This is a genomic window from Sphingomonas sp. P3_C5 (assembly GCF_056402635.1).
Genome location: NZ_JBFUHA010000002.1, coordinates 197,278 through 218,598, shown reverse-complemented (window position 1 = coordinate 218,598; position 21,321 = coordinate 197,278). Strand labels below are relative to the sequence as shown.

At 64.2% G+C, this 21,321-nt stretch carries 18 protein-coding genes; 7 read left to right on the top strand and 11 right to left on the bottom strand.

The window, feature by feature from the left end; all coding sequences use genetic code 11:
- Window positions 1-38 precede the first annotated feature (38 nt).
- The 3 genes from AC1DVS_RS07190 to AC1DVS_RS07180 are packed head-to-tail and all read left to right on the top strand — an operon-like array spanning window position 39 to window position 2,463.
- Window positions 39-584, top strand: coding sequence for a TadE/TadG family type IV pilus assembly protein (locus AC1DVS_RS07190; protein ID WP_478021636.1), 546 nt, complete (start codon window positions 39-41; stop codon window positions 582-584).
- The gene (locus AC1DVS_RS07185) at window positions 581-1,105 is read left to right on the top strand and encodes a TadE/TadG family type IV pilus assembly protein (RefSeq protein ID WP_478021634.1); all 525 of its coding nucleotides are present in this window, start codon (window positions 581-583) and stop codon (window positions 1,103-1,105) included. The genes AC1DVS_RS07190 and AC1DVS_RS07185 overlap by 4 nt, the downstream gene beginning before the upstream one ends.
- Before the next feature lie 17 nt (window positions 1,106-1,122).
- Window positions 1,123-2,463 carry a TadE/TadG family type IV pilus assembly protein gene (locus tag AC1DVS_RS07180; protein ID WP_478021632.1) on the top strand — a complete coding sequence of 447 codons (1,341 nt, stop codon included), beginning with the start codon at window positions 1,123-1,125 and terminating at the stop codon, window positions 2,461-2,463.
- 681 nt (window positions 2,464-3,144) lie between these two features.
- Here AC1DVS_RS07180 and AC1DVS_RS07175 read toward each other — a convergent pair.
- From AC1DVS_RS07175 to AC1DVS_RS07130, 10 genes are all read right to left on the bottom strand, one after another.
- Window positions 3,145-4,833: a GH39 family glycosyl hydrolase gene (locus AC1DVS_RS07175; RefSeq protein WP_478021630.1), complete on the bottom strand. Its 1,689-nt coding sequence runs from the start codon at window positions 4,831-4,833 to the stop codon at window positions 3,145-3,147.
- A gap of 55 nt (window positions 4,834-4,888) precedes the next feature.
- A complete protein-coding gene (locus tag AC1DVS_RS07170) occupies window positions 4,889-5,476 on the bottom strand; it encodes a 2OG-Fe(II) oxygenase (RefSeq protein ID WP_478021628.1) in 588 nt (195 codons plus the stop codon).
- Between the two features lie 103 nt (window positions 5,477-5,579).
- The gene (locus tag AC1DVS_RS07165) at window positions 5,580-6,368 is read right to left on the bottom strand and encodes a universal stress protein (protein ID WP_478021626.1); all 789 of its coding nucleotides are present in this window, start codon (window positions 6,366-6,368) and stop codon (window positions 5,580-5,582) included.
- Window positions 6,369-6,429: 61 nt separating this feature from the next.
- A complete protein-coding gene (locus AC1DVS_RS07160; protein ID WP_478021624.1) occupies window positions 6,430-7,098 on the bottom strand; it encodes an NAD(P)H-dependent oxidoreductase in 669 nt (222 codons plus the stop codon).
- Window positions 7,095-7,223 (bottom strand): hypothetical protein, encoded by a 129-nt coding sequence (locus AC1DVS_RS07155; RefSeq protein ID WP_478021622.1) that lies wholly within the window; start codon window positions 7,221-7,223, stop codon window positions 7,095-7,097. The genes AC1DVS_RS07160 and AC1DVS_RS07155 overlap by 4 nt, the downstream gene beginning before the upstream one ends.
- A gap of 145 nt (window positions 7,224-7,368) precedes the next feature.
- Window positions 7,369-7,770: a hypothetical protein gene (locus AC1DVS_RS07150; RefSeq protein ID WP_478021620.1), complete on the bottom strand. Its 402-nt coding sequence runs from the start codon at window positions 7,768-7,770 to the stop codon at window positions 7,369-7,371.
- A gap of 115 nt (window positions 7,771-7,885) precedes the next feature.
- Window positions 7,886-9,310, bottom strand: coding sequence for a coniferyl aldehyde dehydrogenase (locus AC1DVS_RS07145; RefSeq protein ID WP_478021618.1), 1,425 nt, complete (start codon window positions 9,308-9,310; stop codon window positions 7,886-7,888).
- A gap of 21 nt (window positions 9,311-9,331) precedes the next feature.
- Entirely contained in the window at window positions 9,332-9,796 is a 465-nt protein-coding gene (locus AC1DVS_RS07140; protein ID WP_478021617.1) for a hypothetical protein, read from the bottom strand.
- Window positions 9,766-10,521, bottom strand: coding sequence for a prepilin peptidase (locus AC1DVS_RS07135; RefSeq protein WP_478021616.1), 756 nt, complete (start codon window positions 10,519-10,521; stop codon window positions 9,766-9,768). The genes AC1DVS_RS07140 and AC1DVS_RS07135 overlap by 31 nt, the downstream gene beginning before the upstream one ends.
- On the bottom strand, window positions 10,514-10,768 hold the full coding sequence (locus tag AC1DVS_RS07130; protein WP_478021614.1) for a hypothetical protein: 255 nt from the start codon (window positions 10,766-10,768) through the stop codon (window positions 10,514-10,516). Before AC1DVS_RS07130 ends, AC1DVS_RS07135 begins: the two co-directional genes overlap by 8 nt.
- 116 nt (window positions 10,769-10,884) lie before the next feature.
- Here AC1DVS_RS07130 and AC1DVS_RS07125 point away from each other — a divergent pair, with 116 nt between their 5' ends.
- From AC1DVS_RS07125 to AC1DVS_RS07115, 3 genes are all read left to right on the top strand, one after another.
- Complete coding sequence (locus AC1DVS_RS07125) at window positions 10,885-11,304, top strand: acyl-CoA thioesterase (RefSeq protein WP_478021613.1); 420 nt, start codon at window positions 10,885-10,887, stop codon at window positions 11,302-11,304.
- Between the two features lie 115 nt (window positions 11,305-11,419).
- A complete protein-coding gene (locus AC1DVS_RS07120) occupies window positions 11,420-12,670 on the top strand; it encodes a M48 family metalloprotease (protein WP_478021612.1) in 1,251 nt (416 codons plus the stop codon).
- A gap of 1 nt (window position 12,671) precedes the next feature.
- Window positions 12,672-18,197: an AAA domain-containing protein gene (locus tag AC1DVS_RS07115; protein ID WP_478021610.1), complete on the top strand. Its 5,526-nt coding sequence runs from the start codon at window positions 12,672-12,674 to the stop codon at window positions 18,195-18,197.
- A gap of 7 nt (window positions 18,198-18,204) precedes the next feature.
- On the opposite strand, the gene AC1DVS_RS07110 is transcribed toward AC1DVS_RS07115, so the two are convergent.
- Window positions 18,205-19,980 (bottom strand): hypothetical protein, encoded by a 1,776-nt coding sequence (locus tag AC1DVS_RS07110; protein ID WP_478021609.1) that lies wholly within the window; start codon window positions 19,978-19,980, stop codon window positions 18,205-18,207.
- A 142-nt stretch (window positions 19,981-20,122) separates the two neighbouring features.
- Between AC1DVS_RS07110 and AC1DVS_RS07105 the strand changes: the two genes are divergently transcribed.
- A complete protein-coding gene (locus AC1DVS_RS07105; protein ID WP_478021608.1) occupies window positions 20,123-21,310 on the top strand; it encodes an acetyl-CoA C-acyltransferase in 1,188 nt (395 codons plus the stop codon).
- Window positions 21,311-21,321: the final 11 nt, after the last annotated feature.

Here is a 21,321-nt window from a genome sequence, read left to right as displayed (position 1 = left end):
GCAGTCGCAACAAAATCGTGATCACTCGAAAAGCCTTGATGAGCAAGCTAGCGCGACGCGCTCCCAAAAGCATCCGCGCGTTAGGCTCGGACGTTCGGGGAGCGACGCTTGTCGAATTCGGCTTCGTCATCACGCCCTTCGCAGCCCTGATGGTCGCCATCCTGCAGACCAGCCTTACCTTCTTCGCACAGCAGAATCTCGAAACGGCCGCCGAGAAATCGGTGCGCCAGCTGATGACCGGCCAGGCCCAGCGGGCCTCCATGACCCAGGCCCAGTTCAAGACGCTGGTGTGCACCAAGATCCCGACCTTCATGCAATGCGGCAAGGTCATTATCGACGTTCGCCAGGCATCGAGCTTCTCGACCGTCTCCACGGCAGTTCCAACGATTACCTATGATGGCAGCGGGAACCCGGTCCAGGGGGCTTATACGCCCGGGATCGGCGGCACGGTCAATATCGTCAAGATCATGTATATCTGGGACGAACAGAAGGGGCCGCTCGGCTTCGACCTCTCGACCATGTCGAGCGGGAAGCGGTTGCTGATGACCACCTCCGTCTTCCGAGTGGAGCCATATATATCATGAGGCGTCTCCTGAAAGATCGGCGCGGCGTGGCCGCGTCCGAATTCGCGATGTCGCTGCCGTTCCTGGTGCTGCTCTATATAGGCGGCTATCAGCTGAGCGACGCGATCTCCGCTTACCGCAAGGTGGCGGTGGCGACGCGCACCGTCGCCGATCTTACCTCGCAATTTACGTCCGTCAGCAATGACGACGTCAACGAGATCCTGGATGCCAGCTCCCAGGTTCTGGCCCCGTACAAGGTCAGCGCTGCCAAGATCACGGTTTCGCAGATCAAGATCGATTCAGCCGGTGTTGCGACCGTCGACTGGAGCTTCGGCAAGAATATCAGCGGCCTCACCCGGGGCACGGCATTCACGCTGCCGTCGTCGGTCAGGACGCCCAGCAGCTATGTGATCGTGGCGTCGATCAACTACACCTACACGCCGGTCGCGGCATCCGGAATGATCGGCACGATCCCGTTTCAGGACCAGATCATCATGGGGCCCCGCTCTTCTGTCCAAGTGGATTGCCGCACATGCAGCTGAATTCGCTCTTCCCCGCCATGTCGGCCTTTTGGCGCCGGCTCCGGGACGACCGGCGCGGCAACGTCCTGATGATCCTCGGCTTCTCGATCATCCCGCTCACGCTCGCGACAGGCATGGCGGTCGACTACGCCCGTGCCGCGCGCCTGCAGACCAAGCTGAACGCAGCCGCCGACGCAGCCGCGCTCCAGGCGGTGAGCAAGCAGATGATGCTGCAGACCAACCAGACCGCTCACGACACGGCGGTCGCCTTTTTCAATTCGCAGACCACGAATCTTCCGGGGCTGATCTATACTACGTCGGCGAGCAATCCCAACGTGGTCATCACCGGCGGCGTCGGCGCGAGCAATACGCGCACCGCGGTCGTGACCTATACCGCGCGCTCGCAAAACGCCTTTAGCGGCGTCCTCGGCATGAGCTCGGTCGAGATCGGCGGCACGTCCACCGCCACCTCCTCGCAGGCGCCGAACATCGATTTCTACGTGATGCTCGATACGTCGCCCTCGATGCTGCTGCCGGCGACGACGGCCGGCCTCGCGACGATGACGACGGCGACCAGCGGCTGCGCCTTCGCCTGCCACCAGACGAACACGACGTCGAGCGATCCGGGCCATACGACCCAGGTTTCGGGCCGTTACCTCGATTATTATCAGGTCGCCCGGAACAACAGCCTGACGCTGCGCACCGATCTCGTGACCGAAGCCGTACAGAATCTGACTGATGTCGCCACCAGCACCGCCACCAGCAATGGCGCGCATTACCGCATGGGGCTGTATCAGTTCGACTATCGCTATCAGAAAGTCTGGCCGACCACGAGCGCCAATGTGGACGCAAGCCTTTCCACGGTGAAGACGCATGTGACCGACGCGGCGGTGCTGACCTATTGCGTCAACAACCAACGCGTCTGTGGCACCGGCGACAATGATACCGGCACCAATTTCACCGCCGCCTTCACCGGCGCGCTCGGCTCGATGCCGACGGCGCCGGGCCAGGGCACCAATGTCACCGGCGATACGCCCATGGCTTTGCTGTTCATCGTCACGGACGGCATGCGTGACGAACTGAATGGCGGCAGCCGCTTCATGGGGCCGATCCCGACCGCGCAATGCGACACGATCAAGGCACGCGGCATCCGGATCGCGGTCCTGCACACGGAATATCTGGCGGCGTCGGCGTCCGACTCCTGGTCGATCAGCAATGTGCGGACCCCCTATCTCTCGCCGACCGACAATATCAGCCCGGCTCTGATCAGCTGCGCGTCACCCGGCCTTTATTATCAGGTGACGACCGACAGCGACATTACCGCAGCGCTCGCCGCGCTGTTCCAGAGAGCCGTCGCGACCGCCCATCTGATCCAGTAAGGCGCCGACAACTCGATCAGTGATCAGCCTCTCCCTCACGGGAGGGGCTGATTGCTTGTCGGGCAGATGGCTGACCCGATCCACTCATCGATAGCGATTGGCAACGCGAGCCACGGCTGACCGCCAGCTCGCGCGTGCTTTGTCGCAGCGATGGAATTCCCTGTTATTCCGCCGGAACAGGGAATTTTTTATTTTTTCTCGACGCCATTCCCGGTTGAGTTGTCATAATTCCTCAATTCTACAAAAGCTTAGACGACGTCCGATCGATCTCCCCACGCCGGAACAGGGAAATAACAGGGAATTAACAGGGAAATTGGGCCGCGCAGACGACGTCCGCAGCGCGGCGCGTACGACTAGATATCCGAACGATAAGAAAGAGCGGTCCGGGCTTCTGAGACGTCCCGTTCGCATCTTATGGCTGGTCAAGGGCTGCAGTTGAATCGCCGCTTCAAATGTTGTGGAGTTCTTCTTCCCCTCTCCTTTCAGGAGAGGGGCAAGCTGCGCAGCAGCGCGGGGTGAGGTTGAGTGCGAGACGCTCACTGTCGTCACCCTCACCCTTCCCATCGCTCTGCGATGGGCCCCTTCCCTCTCCCGCTGGGAGAGGGAGAAGACGCGCAATGCTAAGTGTGAATTTCGTAGCCCCCTGGGAGAGGGAGAAGAACGAACTTCCGACTCAGGACTCTAACGGCTATCGATTTCGAGCAACGCCACGCCCTGACGCGGCAGGCGCAGGTTCACGATCGCCGAGCCATCGCGTGTCACGCGGACCGGGCCGCTCGCCTCGGGCGCCAGGTGAGCGGCCCCGGTCAGGCGCGCGATCTGGGCTGGTGTGGGCTTGGCGGGAGCGCCTTCGGCCTGCCAGGCGGCAAAGGAATTGCCGTGAGTCCCGTCCACCCGCCACACACGGGCCGGATGCGCCCCTGCACGCAGGCCGCTGAGACGGACCTGGAGTGCGGCGTCGGGGCCGGGCAGATCGTCATCATGATAATACCAGAGCAGGACGGCGATCTTGCCCTGCCCTGTGCGGGTCGCGAGCGCGCCGATATCTGGCGCGCCGCGCACGCCCTCGGCGACGATCCGGTCGAGTGGCGTTTGCGCGTCGCTCGACGCGGCGATCTGATCGGGCCCGAGCCGCGCCATCAGGCGGAAGATGTTGAGCACCGGCAGATCGACGCCGTTGGTGGCGAGCTGGCGGTAGCCTGCGAACCATGGCTGGCCGACAAAGGTGTAGGACCAGGACAGCGCTCCTTCCAGCTTCACCTGCCGGCGCCGCGCCAGCTCCCATAGCCGCGCATAGCTGGCAGCGGTGTAGCTCGAATACATGGTGCCGTTGCGATAGGCATTCTGCGGCCCCGGGCAGGCGGCGCAGCCCTCGGGATCATTCTCGCCGATGATGATCGGCCTGGCCGCAAGCGCGGGAACCGCAGCGATCTTGGCGAAGCCTTCGTCCGCAGTCCTGAGCTGGTTGGATATACCCATCCGCACATGGCCGTCGACGATCGAGGGCTGGCCCTTGGCATGGAAGGAGACGAAGTCGGTCGGCGTGCCGATCCTGCCGGTGGCGTAATTGGTGCCGGTGGTAACGTGCGCGAGGAAGCCATCCATGAAGGCGCCGCCCGAACCGGCGACGTCGGGGCCGCCGACCCGTGCGGTCGGCAGGGCGCGGCGGACTGCGTCGATGCCGTAATCGTGCAGCCGGTAGAATTCGGCCGGAGTGCCATGCCAGTAGAAATCGAGATTGGGCTCGTTCCACACCTCGAAATACCAGCGCTCGACCTCGGCCCGCCCGTAACGCTCGACGTTGTGAAGCGTCCAGCGATAGACCAGCTCAGCCCATTTCGCGTAGTCGGCGGGCGGGTAGGTCCAGCCCGAATTCGTTTTGTAGTCGGCGCCAGCCCGCCAGACGTGACGATAGGGCACGCCGGCGGGCGCGCTGCTCATCGCCTGCGGCATGAAGCCGATCTCAAGATAGGGATGGATGCCGCGCGCGCGGTAGGTGTCGATGATCCCGTCGATAATCGTCCAGTCATAGACCGGCCGACCGTCCTTATCCTCGCTGTAGATGTTGGTGCTGCCCCATTTGAAATCAGCTTTGCCGTCGCCGGTAGTCAGCAGATTATGGGCGCGGAAATGGACCTCACCCGGGCGCAGGCCGCCGAGCTCGAACAGGAGTTTGGCGCCGTCTTTCGCCGTCGCATAATTGGGCTCGTCCGCGCCGAAGAAGCGCCAGATCGGCGGGAGCGGCGCAACTGTGTGACCGGCATCCACCGAGACCGAAACTGGCAGATCCGCCGCCATGGCCGTGCCCGGGCTCAGCAGCGCCGCAGCGGCGATGAACCCATAGTGCTTCGCGGTCAGGCCACCCAGCATCTTGCTTCCCCGCAACGTTCTCCGAGCACGTTGATACCAGAAAGCCGGGGCCGGACTAGCTGAACTCGTCACCCAGCCGGTACATCACGTCGGATCGCAGCACATATTTCCGGCCAGCGAGCACCGGAGCACCCCGATGGCAGACGGGGTGATGGAAGATGAGCGCCGTGCCCGTCTTCGGTTTCACGACAAGGTCTTCGGATCGGAACTCGGGCAGTTCCCGGAACGCGGTTTCACCGCCTTCGAACTCCTCATTCAGATAGATCATGAAGGTGAAGTGGCTCTCCTCCTGCTGGGATCGCCAGAAATTGCCGTCGCAATGCCAGTCGAACTGCTGGCCGACATCATAGCGATAGAAGCGCAGCCGCTCGTTGAGGCCGGACGCGCGCCACACATTGTGGAAGGTCGGCGGGATCATGGGCTTCAGCCGATGCCAGAGCATATCCGCATAATCGGGATCGTCGAGGATCACGCGATCATTGTTGCGAAGGTCAAGCATCCTGACCGCACCGACCCGCGTCGTCACCGTGGCGACGTCATAGCTTTCCGTTTCGCTCCGCGCGATCAGCGCCGCACATTCGGATGCCGAAAGGAAATCGTCGATCGTGCAGACACTCTGCGCGATCCAATTGGCGGTACCCATCCTTGTTCCAGACTCGCTCATGTCGGCCGCAGGCGGCATGCCTCGGCGCGCCCGTTATGCACAAGCTACTGAAATGTCACCACGGGAGGGGCGGAATCTCCGCTCAATGTTTGAGGAACAGCGGGACCGGAGAGTCCGTCAGCAGCCGCTCGGTCACGCCGCCGAACAGGCTTTCGACAAGCCGCGAACGCCCGAAGCCACCCATCACCGCATAGGCCGGCTTGAGCAATTCGATCTGTTCTAGGATCACCCGCCCGGTCTTTTCGCCAAACGCCCCGTCACGGCGCACGCTGCTGGTAATGCCATGCTGCGACAGATGCGTAGCGGCGACGGTTGCCGGGATCTCGAGCGAACCATCGTCGATTTCCAAAATGGTGACGCTCGCCGCACGGCGGAAAAGCGGCATGGCAGCGCGCATCGCGGCACTTGCCTGGTCCGAGCCGTCCCACAGGAGCAGCGCTTGCCCGTTCACCGCTATGCCGGTGGTGGAGGCAGGAACCACAAGGACAGGCTTCTTCGCTTTCAGAAGAAAGTCGCCGATGGCCCGGTGCATATCCGGGAACGGCACATCCTTCGGCGAGCTCAGCACGACCATATCGGCAAAGGAGGCAAAACGGGCGAGCTCAGTACCAAGATCGCCGTGGCGCTCGACCCATTGGAATGGCAGGCCGCTGCACTCGACCCGCTCCCGCGCAGCGGTCTGCGCCTCGCCCCTTGTTTCGGGCTCGAGCAGCATCGCGCCAAAGAGCGGGTCGGCGCCCGGCGAGAGGGTTGGAATTGTCAGGTCGACGCAGGTGAGATGCGCGTTGAGGGACCGGGTGAGATCCAGCGCCACCCGCACGCGCGATTCCAGGCCGGTATCGCCGTGAACGAGCAGCAGAATATTCTTCATTACCGCCTCCATCTTCCAGGGCCGATCTTCACCGCTTAGCGGCTCGGCGCTTTGACCCGGGTCAAGCCACCGTCGATCGGTGGCCGACGCTCGCGATCATCGAACAGGCGCGCACGGCGGTGGCGCGGACGCGCTCAAGCTGTTCCGCGGCATAGGTTTGGCTCAGATTCGGCACAATCGAGTCGATTGTAATGTGCTCGCTCTGCTTCATGCCGAAGCCGCGCCACAGATAGACGTCGAATATCTCGCGCAACGACAGCGCCTGGCCCTGTTCGTTCAGCCACGCCTGAGAGCTGCCGGACGTCGAGAAAGACAATAAGGGCTTGCCGCGCAACGCCGCTTGCCCGACCTGATCGTGAAGGTCCCGGAAGGAATAGCCGGCGCCCAGGACGCGATCGACATAGCCGATGAGGATGGCGGGCGGCAGGGCAAACCAGATCGGGTAGACCAGCACGAGGATGTCGCAATTGGCGAGATGATCGAGCTCGACCGCGACATCGGGCGCAGGCGACCAGTCATTGTGCAGCGGCCGTTCGGCGGCCTTGAGCACCGGATCGAAACCAAGCGCGTAGAGGTCGCGGACGACGACCTCCTGATGGCACTCGGCCGCTGCCTCGACATAGGCAGCGACGATCGCGTGATCGAAGCTGGTCGGCGACGGATTGGCGCACACGACAAGATGAGTCGGTCGCCTGCCCGCCGCGTCGGGTCGGGCTGGCTGATCGGTCATGGCTTGTCTCGACGAGCCGCGGAGCCGAAGGCTTCCGAGGCGGTCACGGACATCACCACCAGCATGAAGGCGACATTCGCACCGACGACGAGATAGAGAAACCAGTTGTGCATGAGATCGGCCATTGGGACACTCCCGTTCTGCAGGAGTGACCATGATGGACCGATCATCCGCGAACGCTTTGATCGCGGTCAAACGAGTGGCCGCACGGCGCTGCCGTCGGCCCCTCGATGCTGGTCGCTGTCGCCGCTGAAGCGGACGGTCAGGCGATCAGCCGCCCAACCCGCGATAGGCTACCCATGTGACCGCGAAGAGCACAAGCGCCAGCCCAAGGCTCGCAGCCTTGATCCATCCGTTCTGCTGCCCGGTGACGATCTGGTATGTCCCGTTGACCATGGTCGCGATCCCGAAGGCAATCACCGCCGCGAAGAGGCGCAGGATCATCTGAGCCTGTTCCGCTGTGCCTGTATAATTGCTGTCGGGCGAATAGGGGTGGAGCAGCGCGGGGGCCATGTTCAGCGTGACGGTGCCCATGAGTCCGACCAGGAACAGGCCTAGCAGCAGCAGGACCCAACCCAGCCGCCGCACCATCTTTGGCGTGCGCATCTTCGTGCCGCATTTCGGGCATTTCTCGACTGTGCCATCGACGGTTTCGCGACAGCTGAACGACATACATTTGCTGGTTTGTGGCATGGGTACCCCTGGTTCGTGTTTGGGCGCCGCCTCCACTTTGCGGGAGTCCAGCGCATCGCGACCATCATCGGCAATCCCGCAAAGCCCCTGCGGCTTATCCCTTCATCTGGCGTTTGACGGACGCCATCGTCGCCTTGCCATAAGGTGGTTTGAGCCCGGCAAGCTTGGCCACGTCAAGCTTTGCCTGTTTGTAGACGCTCTTGGCGTGGCTGAACGTCCTGAATCCGTCGAGGCCGTGATAGGCGCCCATCCCGGACGGACCGACCCCGCCGAACGGCAGATCCTCCATGCTGATATGGAAGATCACATCGTCGAGCGTCACGCCGCCGGCGATCGTCCGGTCGAGCACCGTCCGCCGCTCGCCCTCGTCGCCGCCGAAATAATAAAGGCCGAGCGGGCGGTCGCGCCGGTTCACCTGTTCGATCGCGTCGCTGATGCCGGTGTAGCGGCGTACCGGCAGGATCGGACCGAAAATCTCCTCCTGCATCACCGCCATGTCGTCAGTGACATCGGTGACGATGTGCAGCGGCATCTTGCGGGCATTGGAGGCGCCGAAATCCTCGTTCGCGGGATTGACCATCTCGACCTTGGCACCCTTGGCGCGGGCATCGTCGAGGAGGCCGTTCAACCGGGCGAAATGCCGGTCGTTGATGATCGCTGTATAGTCCGGATTGGCCAGCAGGCTCGGATACATGGCAGTCGCCGCCGCCTTCAGGCCAGTGACGATTTCCGCCTCCTGCTCGGCGGTGACCAGCATGTAATCGGGTGCGAGGCAGATCTGTCCGGCGTTCATCATCTTGCCGATCGCGACCCGCTCGGTCGCGCGGGCAATGTTCACGCCCTTGCCGATGATGACGGGCGATTTGCCGCCGAGTTCGAGCGTCACCGGCGTCAGATTGTCGGCCGCGGCATGGAGGATGTGCTTGCCGACTGCGGTGGCGCCGGTGAAGATCAGGTGATCGAAGGGCAGCTCGGCAAAGGCCTTGCCGACGTCAGGTCCGCCCGAGACGAAGGCGAGCTCGTCGCGTGCGAAATATTTGCCGACGATCTCCTCGAACAACGCCGCGACCCGCGGGGTGTATTCGGAGGTTTTCACCATCGCCCGATTGCCGGCGGCGAACACGCCAGCGAGCGGCGACATCACGAGGTTGACCGGGAAATTCCACGGCGCGATTACGCCGACCACGCCCTTGGGCTGATATTCGATCCACGCCTTCGCGCCGAGCAGGCCGAGCGGGAACTGGACCGGGCGCTTCTCCACCCTCGCCCATTTATCGACGGATTTGATCGCGTGGCTGATCGGCGCGATCGAGCTGGCGACATCGGTCAGCATCGATTGCTCGCGGCTGCGATGGCCGAAATCCTCGCTCAGCGCGTCGCAGAACCGCTCCGCATTGTCGGCGATCATCGCGGCGGCGCGCTTCAGCCGATCCTTGCGCACAGCAATCGACACGGGGAGCTCGGCCATGAAGGCGCCGCGCTGTTCGGCCAGGATTTCCTGCATCGTCGCCATCGTCATTCTCTCCCCTGTCAGCCGCGTTCAGGTGCAGCCGATCAATCCCACGATCGGCAGCACGACGCCGTCCTGACCCTTGCGGTCAAGCCGCAACGTTCCGCCAGACACCTGCGCGCCGTCCTTGATGTCGCCGCGTGCCACGACCGTCATGTCGAGCGTCGCGGTCACGTCGTCCGATCCGTAATCAGCGCTGTTCGCAAAGCCGAAGCCGGCATCGCCCTGTTGCGAGGCGCGCGCCAGATCGGTGATCGTGCCGCCAAGCGACAGGCGGAGCTGCGCCGGATCAGCGGTCGCCATCGCGACCAGCGTCCTTGTGCCGCTCGTGGTCCACAAAAAGGCAGCGCACCCCTTGGGCGGAAGCTCCTGCTTCGGCAATTCCGCAAGCGGGAGGCCTTCGAGGGGCACCGGCGGCGCGGCCTGCGCGGTCGCGACGAGCATCGACAGGATCGCGAGCGCCTTCATACCGGCAAGCCTAACAGGAACAACCATGCCGGGTAAGCTGCGATCGCAAGCAGCGCGCCGAACGGCACGCTATCGTCGAGCTTGGCCGTCCGGCCGCGCAGCATGCCGAGCAGGACGAGCGCAAGCCCGGTGAGCGCGGCGAGCAGTAGCACCGCCGGCAGCATCCGCCAGCCGAGCCACAGCCCGATCGCACCGAGCAATTTGGGGTCGCCGCCGCCGAGCCCGTCGCGGCCACGCAGGCGTTTATAGGTGAAGCCGACCAGCCAGAGCGCTGCAAAGCCGGCGATCCCGCCGATCAGCCGGTCGGCCAGCGGCGGTTCGACCCCTGCCAGCCCCGCTGCCAGGCCGGCAAGCGCGAGCGCCAACGTCAATGGGTCGGGCAGCCAGAAATCGCTGATGTCGAGTGCGGCCAGTCCGAGCAGCAGCCAGCCGAACACAGCACCTGCCAGCGCCTCTGGTCCTGGCACGACCAGCCCGGCGATCGCGCCGATCCCCAGTGCGGCGAGTTCGATCTGCCAGTGGCGTGGATCGATCGCAGCCTTGCAGTGGCGGCACCGGCCTCGCGACAGAAAAAAGCTGAGCAACGGGATCAGGTCGCGCGGCCCCAGCACCGCATCGCAGGTATCGCAGTGCGACCGGCCTTCCAGGACCGATCGCTCCTGCGGCCAGCGGATCACCAGAGTCGCGATGAAGCTGCCGAGCACAGCGCCGAGCACGCCCAGCCCGACCGGCCACAGCCAGACATCAACCATTCGGTTTCTTGCGGATCAGATAGCGATAGACCCCGAATATATCGATCGCGAACAGGACGACATTCTGAGTGCCGAGCGCCCAATCACGGGTCAGCACCGATCCTGCGATCCAGGCGATGGCCGAGGCGACGAAGAGGACGAATCCCCAGCCGGTGACCTTGCGCCCGGCATCGAACGACACCATTGCCGCAGCGATCATGCCGCTGCCGGACGCGAACCATTTGAGCACGTTGATGAGAATATCCATGCCTGTCGGATACGCTCCGGCTTCCTCCACGTCATCCGGACTTTTGTCGCGATAAAAGGCGGCGGATAGCGCCGTTCGCGCTCGCTAGTCCTGGCGGAATACGATATAGGTTAGTCATGTCGCACCCCGAATTCGCCTCGCACAGTTTTCCCATCTCGATCGACGCCGCCGATATCGATTTCATGGGCCATGTGAACAATGCGAGCTATCTGAAGTGGGTGCAGGAAGCGGTGATCAACCACTGGCAGCGCTTCGCGCCCGCCGACGCGGTTGCCTCGCACCTCTGGGTCGCGCTCAAGCACGAGATCACCTATCGCCGCCCGACTTTTCTCAATGACGAGGTGATCGCCACCGTCCTGCTCGAAAAGGTCCAGGGCGCCCGTGCCTTTTACGAGACCATCATCCGGCGCGGCGAGGATGTGCTGGCCGAGGTGAAATCGAGCTGGTGCTATCTGGACGCCGAAACCCTGCGCCCGGCGCGGATAGCGCAGAGCGTGATCGAGCGCTTCTTCAAGGTTGAACAGCCCGCGGGTTAAACGCTGGATAATCGGGGGAAGATCCGGCTCGCTTCAGCACCGGATCTGCTTGCAGGCGAGCCGTCGCCAATTTCACCCCTATTGGCTGCAACGCGTTGCGGTGCGGACAAACTTAGTGGAAGAGGGTCGGGCGCTCACGGGCGCGGGCAAAGGCGTAATCTCCGGGGGGCGTGTCGATCAGATGCATGGCGACCAGATCGGCGAAGAGGACAGGCTTGTCCCGCTCAGCTATCATGAAGAGCTCGTAACCTATCTGAGCGAGCACGAACGCGCAGTGTGGGATTGGTCCAAGTCGGATGATGTCCGCCGTCATCAGGCCGATGAAATGCGCGAGGCGATGCTGCGCCAGACGTACCGGCTCGAGCCCGAAGCCCATCCTGACGTCTATGCGGCATGCCAGTCGGCGATGACGAAGCTCGGCATCGATGCGCCGGCGACGCTCTACCAGGCTGCGGACGGGATGATGAACGCCTCGCTTTGCTTCATCCCGGGCGAAATCCACCTCGTTTTCTACGGCCCCATCCTCGAGCGGATGGCGAGCGCCGAACTGCTTGCACTGATGGGCCATGAGCTGGCCCATTACCGGCTGTGGATGGCTGCCGGCGGCAATTATTATAACGCGAGCCGAATCCTCGACCACGCGCTTTCCTATCCCGATGCAAGCCCGTCGCAGCGCGAGAGCGCGCGGCTGCTGAGCCTCTATACCGAGCTCTATGCGGACCGAGGGGCTGCGATCGTTGCCGATGCGGTCGGCCCGGCGGTATCGGTTCTGGTCAAGACGATGACGGGCATCACGTCAGTCGACCCCGCCGCCTATCTGCGCCAGGCGGAGGAGCTGGAGGCGGGTGCCGGGCGATCGGAAGCACAGTCGCATCCCGAGACATTCCTGCGTGCGCGCGCGCTCGATCGCTGGTGGCGGCGCGCTGACGATCTCGACCAGTGGGTCGACATGCGGCTGCGCGGGCCGATCTCGCTCGAGGCGCTCGACCTCCTCCGGCAGCAGGAGCTGGCGCGGATGACGCGTGCCTTTTTCGTGCGGCTGCTGAAGGAGATCGAGCTGCACAGCGAGGCAGTGACGACGCAGGTGAAGCGCTATTTCCCCGATCTCAACGAAGAGGGTGAGGCGCTTGATCTGGAGGCGATCGGACCTGAGCGGATCGACGATTCGACCCGCGGTTATTTCATAGCGCTGATGTTCGATTGCGCGATGGCCGATCCCGATACCCGCGACGAAGTCCTGCTTGCGGCGGCCAAGATCGCGCGCTCGATCGGCGCAGAGCAGCTGCTCGGTGCGGCCCTGAAGCGCGACCTGCGCTGGACCAAAACGGCCGCCGATAAACTGATCGCCAGAGCGGCGGCGAACTGAGATGGACGAGCCGCACATGGACGCAGAGCCCGGCGTGTCGAGCGAACCGCGCACGCTTGCCGCATATTTCGCAGCCGACCCGGGGCCCTTGCCGACCGAGGATGTGCTGTACACGATGCTGCCGCTGATGCGCGAAGTGGCCGCGTTGCACGAGCGCGGGCTGGTTGCCGATCTCGGGATCAACGCGGTGACCGTGAACGAGCAGCGGCAGCTGGGGCTGGCGCACCCCGAGGGCCGTGCGCCGCAGGTCAATCTTGTCGCGGTGCGTCGGGTCCAGGCCAATGCGCCGTCGGCACTGAAGGTGGTCGGGGAATATCGCGTCGTCAACGAAGAAGGGCGCGGTACCAGGGTCCAGGATTTGCGCGCGAGCGGCGACGGGGCCGAAGCGATCACCAAGCCGATATATCTTACTGACCTGCGCACATGGGAGGATGAACTCGGTCATCACGACGAGATCACGGATGTACTGCAGATCGGGCTGATCCTCGCGTCGCTTGCCTGCGGACTGGATCCGGCCGAGGCCGAGGATGTCGAGCGCTTCTCGCTCAATCGAAGCAATTTGTTCGCGCTGAACAATCGGCTGCACCCGGTGATCGCGACGCTCATCGTCGAGGCGACCGCCCTCAATCGCGGCGAGCGCGCGACTGATCTGGCGGGGCTGGCGCAGCGGCTGGAGAATTATCGCGACCAACCGGTCGGACTCGAGGTCGAGCGCGTGCTCGCCGGTGCGAGCGGCGTGCCGGGCCGACGTGTCGCGGTACTCTCGCATCTGCGCGACCGGCTGTTCGATCTGTCGCGGCGGAACCGTCTGGTCCATTTCCGCTCGACGCTGGCGAGCGTCAACCTGACCGAGGCCAGCGTGCCGATCGTCGCGCGGCTCGAATCGATCCGGCCCGATCAGCTGTGCACCTGGGGCGGAACCTTCGTGTCGACCGTGCTGTCGGGCAAAGCCGTGCCGCTCAACAAATGGCTGCGGTTCGAGGATCAGCCGCATCTCCCCTCCGCGTTCGACCGGATGATCCAGGAAACACGGCGGGATCGGGCTGAATATGGCTTCAGCAACCTGCGGCTCGTGGTCGCCTTTCTGCGCTGGCACAATCTGAAGGATTCGCCGAACGAACGGATCGTCTCTCCGCTGCTGTGGCTGCCGGTCGAGGTGAGCAAGGCGAAGGGGGTGCGCGACCAATATGTGCTCAGCTGCCCCGAACCAATCGCCGAGTTCAATCCGGCGCTGCGGCAGATGCTGCGGCAATTGTACGACATCGTGCTTCCCGACCAGGTCGATCTGACGACGACCGACATAGCCGCGCTGCATGCCGATGTGATGGCGCAGATCCATCGGACCGAGCCGGGTGTGCGGCTCGACCTGCAGGAGAAGCCGCAGATCCGGATGATCTTCCAAAAGGCGGTGCAGCGGGTCAACAGCTTCAACCGGCGGCGCGGGCAGAGCCGACAGAAGGTCGTGGCGACCGCGGATTTCAGCTATGAGCGCGACGATTACCGGCCGCTCGGTTTTGCGCTGTTCGAGAAGTTCGTGAAGCCTTCTCGATTGCCGCAGCGGCTCGCGGCGGGCGGGTCGAACCGGCCATCGAACGCCTTTATGGCCGATCCCGATGGCGCCCAGACTTTCGCGCTCGGCGCTGATGAAGGGCACCGCTACGCGTGGGAAGTCGACCTGACGCAAGTGACGCTGGCCAATTTCAACTACAAGAAAATGACCCTCGTCCGCGACTATGCCGATCTTATCGAACAGCGCGACGAGCAACCCGCGTTCGACCAACTATTCTCGATCGAGCCGCGTCCCTTCATCCAGGATGTCCCGCCGCCGATCTCGGCCGACGATCAGTGGGGCGTGGTGCCCGCCGACGCAACGCAGGACGCCGCCGTCGCGCTGGCGCGGACCGGGCGAAGCTTCATCGTCCAGGGTCCGCCGGGAACCGGCAAATCGCAGACCATCACCAACCTGATCGCCGACTATGCGGCGCGCGGAAAACGCGTGCTCTTCGTATGCGAGAAGCGCGCCGCGCTGGACGTCGTGTTCCACCGGCTCGGTCAGGCCGGGCTGGCGGGGCTGTCGTGCATCATCCACGATTCGCAAGAGGACAAGAAGGCGTTCATCCTCGACCTCAAGGAACAATATGAGCGCTGGGGAAAGGGCGACGACCAGCTCGACCATGTCCGCGCGGTGCGAAAGCGGACAGTCGCAGCGCTGAGCCAGCATCTGGAAGCGATCGCCGCGTTCGACGCGAGTGTCGGCGCTGGATTGGATATGGCGGGCGGCCAAAGCCTGCGCACGCTGGTGCGACGGGCGGCAGCACTGCCGCCCGTGACGGCTGAGTTCGACGCGCGGGTGCGCGAGCGCCTGCCGGACCTCGCGACCTGGGACCGCCACCGCGCCATGATCGAACGGGTCGGGCGGACGGTCAGCGAGTTACTCGGCATCGACGCCATCGCCGTGCATCCGTTCGCGCGGCTGAACACCGCGACGGTCACCGGCGAGCGGCCCTATGCGGCAGTGGAGTCGATGGCGTCCGAAGCGGAGGCGCTTCTGGATCGGCTCGACCGGTGGATCGACGGCGGCAGCGTCGTCGCGGGGCCCTCAATGCGGCTGGACGATGCCAGGCAGGTGAGCTCAGTGGCCGCGGCGATGCAGGCGACGGGGCTCAGCCATACGATCGCATTGCTCGATCCGACCTCGGCGTCGTCGCTCAGGCTGCAACAAGCGCTTGGGCGGATCACTGACCTCGAGGCGGCGGCCGATACCGCCGCGCTGGCCGCACGCCATTGGAGGGAGCCGCTCGATCCTGACGATGCCGCTGCGGCACTCGAACAGGCCAGGCGTGGTGAACGATCGATCTTCCGTTTCTTCAGCGGATCGTGGCGCAAGCTCAAACGGACGGTGGCGGAGCGCTATGATTTCAGCGCGCACGCGGTCACTCCCAGTGTGACGGCGGTGCTCGAACATTTGAACGCGAAGCACGAAGCGGATCGCGCCCTCGCTCAGGCGAGGCGCGAGATCGGCGTTGAGATCGGAACCACCGATCTGCCCGCCTTGCTCACACTGCGCCAGCGCCTGTCCGACAGTGCCGCGCCCGATCCGGTCGTTGCGCGGATGCTCGCCGCAGTGCGCATGGCACCCGATTCCGAGCGGCTGATCGCAGCCGAGGCCGCAGCAGCGGAACCAGTCGCGGCGCTCGCCGCTTCGGTCGGCCGCGTGCTTGCCGGCACCGGAGAAATGACTCTCGAAGCGCTCGCGGAATTGCTGCGCGATCTCCGCGAGGCGCTGGACGACCTGCCCGACCTGCTCCCGCTTCTCGGCGAAATCCATCGGGCGGACCCTGCGGTCGCGGACGCATTGCGAGGGCTGCCGCTGCGCCTGCCCGTACTCGAGGCGCTGATCACCGACGAGGCGATCGCGCGAATCGAGCGTGCCAGTCCCGATATCCGGCGCTTCGACGTCGAACGGCTGATGAGTCTGTCGCGGCGGGCAGCGGCAGCACGGACACTGATGCGTGAGCAGAACTCAAGCGTGATCCGGGCCACGCTGCACCGCAAGTTCCGCGACCATGTGAAACAGTCCGAAATGTCGGTGACCCTTCTCGACACCGCCGGCCGTGCGTTCAAGAAGATGTATGCCACGGGGCGGCGCGAGCTGGAGCATGAGTTCGGCAAGACGATGCGGTATCGCTCGATCCGCGATCTTTCCGACGACGAAACCGGCGCGGTGGTGAATGACCTGAAGCCGATCTGGCTGATGAGTCCGCTGTCGGTATCAGACACGTTGCCGCTTCAGAACAGTTTGTTCGACGTGGTGATCTTCGACGAAGCAAGCCAGATACCGACCGAGGAAGCTGTTCCCGCCCTCTCCCGCTCGCGCCAGGTGATCATCGTTGGCGACGAGATGCAGCTGCCGCCGACGAGCTTCTTCTCGACCGCCTTCGAGGAGGACGACCAACAGATCATGGCTGAGGAAGACGGCCAGACGATCGCGATCCTGCTCGATGCCGACAGCCTGCTCAACCAGTCAGCCCGCAACCTGCCGGCGACGATGCTGGCATGGCATTATCGCAGCCGATCGGAATCGCTGATCAGCTTTTCCAACGCAGCCTTTTACAACGGCAATCTTGTAACGATTCCGGATCGCGTGCCGGGCCAGGTGAGCGAGACAGCCGCGCCGGTCGGTTCGAGCGACCGGCAAGCATGGGCTGACGGAACCGATCGCCTGCTGCGGCTGCCGATTACCACCCACCGCATCGCCGATGGCCTTTACGATCGGCGGATCAATCCGCCCGAAGCGCGCTATATCTCCGGGCTGGTGCGCGAACTGCTGTTGCGGGAAACGGGCCAGAGCATCGGCATCGTCGCCTTCTCCCAGGCGCAGCAGGGCGAGATCGAGACCGCCCTCGACGCGCTCGCTGCTGAAGATTCGGCCTTTGCCACGGCGCTCGAACGCGAGATCAGCCGCGAGGACGACGATCAGTTCAATGGCCTGTTCGTGAAGAATCTCGAAAATGTGCAGGGCGACGAGCGCGACATCATCCTGATGAGCGTGTGCTACGCCCCGGGCCGCGATGGGCGGATGGTGATGAATTTCGGCCCGATCAACCAGCGCGGCGGCGAGAAGCGGCTGAACGTGATCTTCAGCCGAGCGCGCCGCCACATGGCGATCGTATCGACGATCGCGCCTGAAGCGATCACCAACATCCACAATGACGGCGCACGGGCGCTGCGCAGCTTCCTCGCCTTTGCGGAGGCGCAATCGAGTGGCGCCCAGGATCACGCGCAGGCAGTGCTGGCCACGCTGAACCCCGATGCGGCGCGGACATTCGGCGGCGCGATGCCGCCTGACCCGGTACGTGGCGCGATTGCAAAAGCGCTGCGCGCCCGAGGCCACCGGGTCGACGAACATGTCGGCGGCGCAAGCTTCCGCTGCGATCTCGCGATCGCGGGGGCGGAGGACAGCGGCTATCGGGTCGGCATCCTGCTGGACCGCGATGCGGACCAGGCGATCGGCGTGGAGGAGCGCTTCCTGTTCCGCCCGACGATCCTGCGCGCGTTCGGCTGGCGCATCCTCGACGTGCCGGTGGCGGCGTGGTTCCGAGCGCAAGGCGCAATGATCGAGCGCATCGAGGCAGAGCTCAATCGCGACAGCTGGGGACTGGCCGACGCCGATCCCTTCAGCGGCGTTGTCCTTCCGCCTGAGCTCGATGCAGGCCTGGTGCCGCCCGCGCCTCCCTCAGTCGGCAATTTTGCGGACATGGAAGACGATGCCGCCGATGCAGCCCCGCCGTCCGCCCCGGCTTCGGCCGAGGCGAGCGGCCTGATCGAATTTCGGCTCGTGCAGGGGACGTCGAACAAATTCTGGCGCGTCGGCGTGACCGATTGCGATCTGATCGTCGAATTCGGCCGTGTCGGCACCAAGGGCCAGCGCGTCATCAAGACCTTCAGCAGCCCCGAGCGCGCCCGGAGCGAAGAGGTCAAGCTTACGCTCGAGAAGACCCGCAAGGGCTATGAGGAAGTGAGCTAGTGCCTGTTTAACCGTTAAGCGCAGCGAGAATGGGCGCGTTGATCGTACGGTCTTCGATCTGGGTCGACAGACGCAGGAGCGCGAGCCGGGCGACATCGCTGTCGAGTTCGACCAGAGCGGCGATCGCTGCGTTGGCGGTCGTCTTGCTGCGAATCGCGTCGCTGCCACCGCCCATCCGACAGGCGGCGGCAAGGGCAGTCTTTTCCAGCGTGTTGGCGGCCGCGACCTTATCGGGCAGCGATGGCAGCAGCCAGACAGCGGCACGAAGCAACTGCTCGTTCTCCATCGACACCGGCTGCGTCCTGGTGACGTACCATTCCCGGCTGCCTATCGAGGGCAGGCTGAGCTCACCCGTGGTGGTGCTGCGGCCCTTGTAGGCATCGGCAAACTGGAAGAGGTTCACCGACCAGAGATGTCTCAGTCCCTGCGGATTGCCAGTCGCAAGGTTCAGCGCCAGCGCGCGGCCAAATTGGTCGAGATTGTCGGCCGTGATCAGCGCCGGCCAATCGGGGTGCAGAGCGTTCAGCTCGCCGACAAACCGGTCCATGCGGTGGCAATTGGTGGCATCGGCGAGCGTTTCGGGCGTGGCAACGGGGGTGTGGAAGAATGCCAGCCAATCGTGCAACCGGGCCTGCACTTCGTCGATTCCCACCGCGGCGGCGAGCTTCAGCGCATTTTTCGTCCATGCCGCAGTTGGCCGCGGGCCGCTCTTCGTCGTCACGAACAACTCCAGCAGTTCAGTCACCGCGGGCGATTCGAGATCGCCGAGTCGCTCGAGTCCCGGAATGGCGGGCGTGTTCCAGCCATAGCGGATCATCGGCGCAACGACATCGCGCTTGTCGCGCAACGCCAGGTAGCGCTCCGGCTCCACAAGCGCCTCGTTGCGCTTGAGGTTACGGAGGAACGCGAAGTCGCGTACTGGCTCGCCTTCCTTCGCTTCCCACTGACCAAAGCGTGGAACAAAAGGCCCGACCGGCGGGAATGCAGCGTCGAAAGCGGCGCGATCGGTCATCCAGACCGGCGGCTTCTTGCCGCGCAGATCATCGCGCAGATCGTTCATCGCGCGCGCGGCGGCGGCGAGCAGCGCGCACCAGAAATCGTAATTTTCGGGCAGATCGCCGAGCGCCTCGCCGGTTTCGGCATCTTCGCAGCGATCGAGCAGGATCGAGGCCGTCGAAATCTCGACTCCGGCAATCTTGTCGATCACAGCCGCCATCTCGGCACAGGCCCTCTTCGAGCCGCGCAGGGAAGTGGGCTCGGTCCGCAGCTCCTGGGCATAAGCGGCAAGCAGAGTGCATTCGTTACTGGTCAGGAAAGCGCCCGCCGCGATCGCTCCCTTCACTCGCGTGATGAAGTCCTGGGCGGCATATTCGTGACGCATGTAGCGCCGCACCCCGGCGATCAGCGCAATATAGTCCCGCAAATCCTCCGGGGCGATATCATAGGCCTTGCTGCAGCATTCGGTGAAGCACCGTCGCTTGCGCTCCGCGTCCTGATCGGGTTCGTCGCGCGAAGGGTTGCTGTCGATCTCGGCGGCATAAGGCAACAGCGACAAGAACACTTCGCCCCGCTCGGCCCGCGTCAGTTCCGCGAGCCGGACAAGCAAAGCCTGAGTCCAGGTGTAACTGTGGATCTCCTTCCCGACCAGGCTGAGCGACACGCGTTCAGCGAGCATATCGTAGCTCAGTCGCCCGCGCTCTTGCGGCAGCGGCTCATATTGCGGCTGATAGGCCGGCACTCCCGAGACCGGTTTGCGCCCGAACACCCTTCGCTGAAACATCATGACATCCCCCGATACAGGTCATGGCTTAAGGCGATGACTGTAACGGGACGGTTAATCGGGAACGGCCCGCCACCTTCCCTGCCATTGCGGGAAGTGCATCCGCCCCCTAGATCGCGGCCAATCCTTTCAGCCGGAGCTCCTCATGGCCACCGATCCGATCGTCATCCTATCTTATGCCCGTACGCCCATGGGCAGCTTCCAGGGCTCGCTTGCGGGCGCGACGGCGACTGAGCTGGGCGCAGCAGCGGTCGGCGGCGCTGTCGAGCGGGCCGGGGTTTCGGGCGAGGCGATCGAGCGCATCTATATGGGCTGCGTGCTGCCTGCCGGGCTCGGCCAGGCGCCGGCGCGCCAGGCGGCGATCAAGGCCGGCCTGCCGACCCATGTCGAGGCGACCACCGTCAACAAGATGTGCGGATCCGGCATGCAGGCCTCGATGCTCGCCGCCGACGCGTTGGCGGCCGGCTCGGTCGATATGATCGTCGCAGGCGGCATGGAGAGCATGACCAACGCGCCGTACCTCACGATGAAGCATCGCGGCGGTGCGCGGATCGGCCATGACCGGCTTTATGATCACATGTATCTCGACGGCCTCGAAGATGCCTATGAGGCCGGCAAGCTGATGGGCAATTTCGCCGAGGATACCGCAGCGGAATATCAGTTCACCCGCGGCCAGATGGACGATTTCGCGATCGCCTCGCTCGAGCGTGCGCAAAAGGCGCAGACTTCAGGCGCTTTCGACCGCGAGATCGTGCCGATCGAGATCGCCGGCCGCAAAGGGCCGACCACCGTCAGCCTCGACGAGCAGCCGCAAAAGGGCGATGCCTCGAAAATCCCGACGCTCAGGCCCGCCTTTTCCAAGGACGGCACGATCACCGCCGCCAATGCCTCGTCGATCTCGGACGGTGCCGCCGCACTGGTGCTGACCCGCGCTTCGATCGCCGACAAGCTCGGGCTCGATCCGATCGCGCGGATCGTGGCGCACGGCGCCCATGCCCATGCGCCGGCGCTGTTCACCACCGCCCCGGTCTTTGCGATGCGCAAGGTTCTGGAAAAGGCCGGCTGGTCGGCTGACGAGGTCGATCTCTACGAGGTCAATGAGGCCTTCGCCGTCGTCGCGATGATCGCGATGCGCGATCTCGGGCTCAGCCATGATCGGCTCAACGTGCATGGCGGTGCCTGCGCGCTAGGCCATCCGATCGGCGCCTCGGGTGCGCGCATCCTCGCGACCCTGCTGTCGGCGCTGCAGACCTCGGGCGCGAAACGTGGCATGGCTTCGCTCTGCATCGGCGGCGGCGAAGCGACCGCGATGGCGGTGGAGATGATGAACTGAGCCAGGCAATA

Excerpts from the sequence above, each read along its gene's own strand:
- AC1DVS_RS07190 (WP_478021636.1), top strand. The coding sequence starts at position 39 with ATGAGCAAGCTAGCGCGACGCGCTCCCAAAAGCATCCGCGCGTTAGGC.
- AC1DVS_RS07185 (WP_478021634.1), top strand. The coding sequence starts at position 581 with ATGAGGCGTCTCCTGAAAGATCGGCGCGGCGTGGCCGCGTCCGAATTC.
- AC1DVS_RS07180 (WP_478021632.1), top strand. The coding sequence starts at position 1,123 with ATGTCGGCCTTTTGGCGCCGGCTCCGGGACGACCGGCGCGGCAACGTC.
- AC1DVS_RS07175 (WP_478021630.1), bottom strand. The coding sequence starts at position 4,833 with ATGCTGGGTGGCCTGACCGCGAAGCACTATGGGTTCATCGCCGCTGCG.
- AC1DVS_RS07170 (WP_478021628.1), bottom strand. The coding sequence starts at position 5,476 with ATGGGTACCGCCAATTGGATCGCGCAGAGTGTCTGCACGATCGACGAT.
- AC1DVS_RS07165 (WP_478021626.1), bottom strand. The coding sequence starts at position 6,368 with ATGAAGAATATTCTGCTGCTCGTTCACGGCGATACCGGCCTGGAATCG.
- AC1DVS_RS07160 (WP_478021624.1), bottom strand. The coding sequence starts at position 7,098 with ATGACCGATCAGCCAGCCCGACCCGACGCGGCGGGCAGGCGACCGACT.
- AC1DVS_RS07155 (WP_478021622.1), bottom strand. The coding sequence starts at position 7,223 with ATGGCCGATCTCATGCACAACTGGTTTCTCTATCTCGTCGTCGGTGCG.
- AC1DVS_RS07150 (WP_478021620.1), bottom strand. The coding sequence starts at position 7,770 with ATGTCGTTCAGCTGTCGCGAAACCGTCGATGGCACAGTCGAGAAATGC.
- AC1DVS_RS07145 (WP_478021618.1), bottom strand. The coding sequence starts at position 9,310 with ATGACGATGGCGACGATGCAGGAAATCCTGGCCGAACAGCGCGGCGCC.
- AC1DVS_RS07140 (WP_478021617.1), bottom strand. The coding sequence starts at position 9,796 with ATGGTTGTTCCTGTTAGGCTTGCCGGTATGAAGGCGCTCGCGATCCTG.
- AC1DVS_RS07135 (WP_478021616.1), bottom strand. The coding sequence starts at position 10,521 with ATGGTTGATGTCTGGCTGTGGCCGGTCGGGCTGGGCGTGCTCGGCGCT.
- AC1DVS_RS07130 (WP_478021614.1), bottom strand. The coding sequence starts at position 10,768 with ATGGATATTCTCATCAACGTGCTCAAATGGTTCGCGTCCGGCAGCGGC.
- AC1DVS_RS07125 (WP_478021613.1), top strand. The coding sequence starts at position 10,885 with ATGTCGCACCCCGAATTCGCCTCGCACAGTTTTCCCATCTCGATCGAC.
- AC1DVS_RS07115 (WP_478021610.1), top strand. The coding sequence starts at position 12,672 with ATGGACGAGCCGCACATGGACGCAGAGCCCGGCGTGTCGAGCGAACCG.
- AC1DVS_RS07110 (WP_478021609.1), bottom strand. The coding sequence starts at position 19,980 with ATGATGTTTCAGCGAAGGGTGTTCGGGCGCAAACCGGTCTCGGGAGTG.
- AC1DVS_RS07105 (WP_478021608.1), top strand. The coding sequence starts at position 20,123 with ATGGCCACCGATCCGATCGTCATCCTATCTTATGCCCGTACGCCCATG.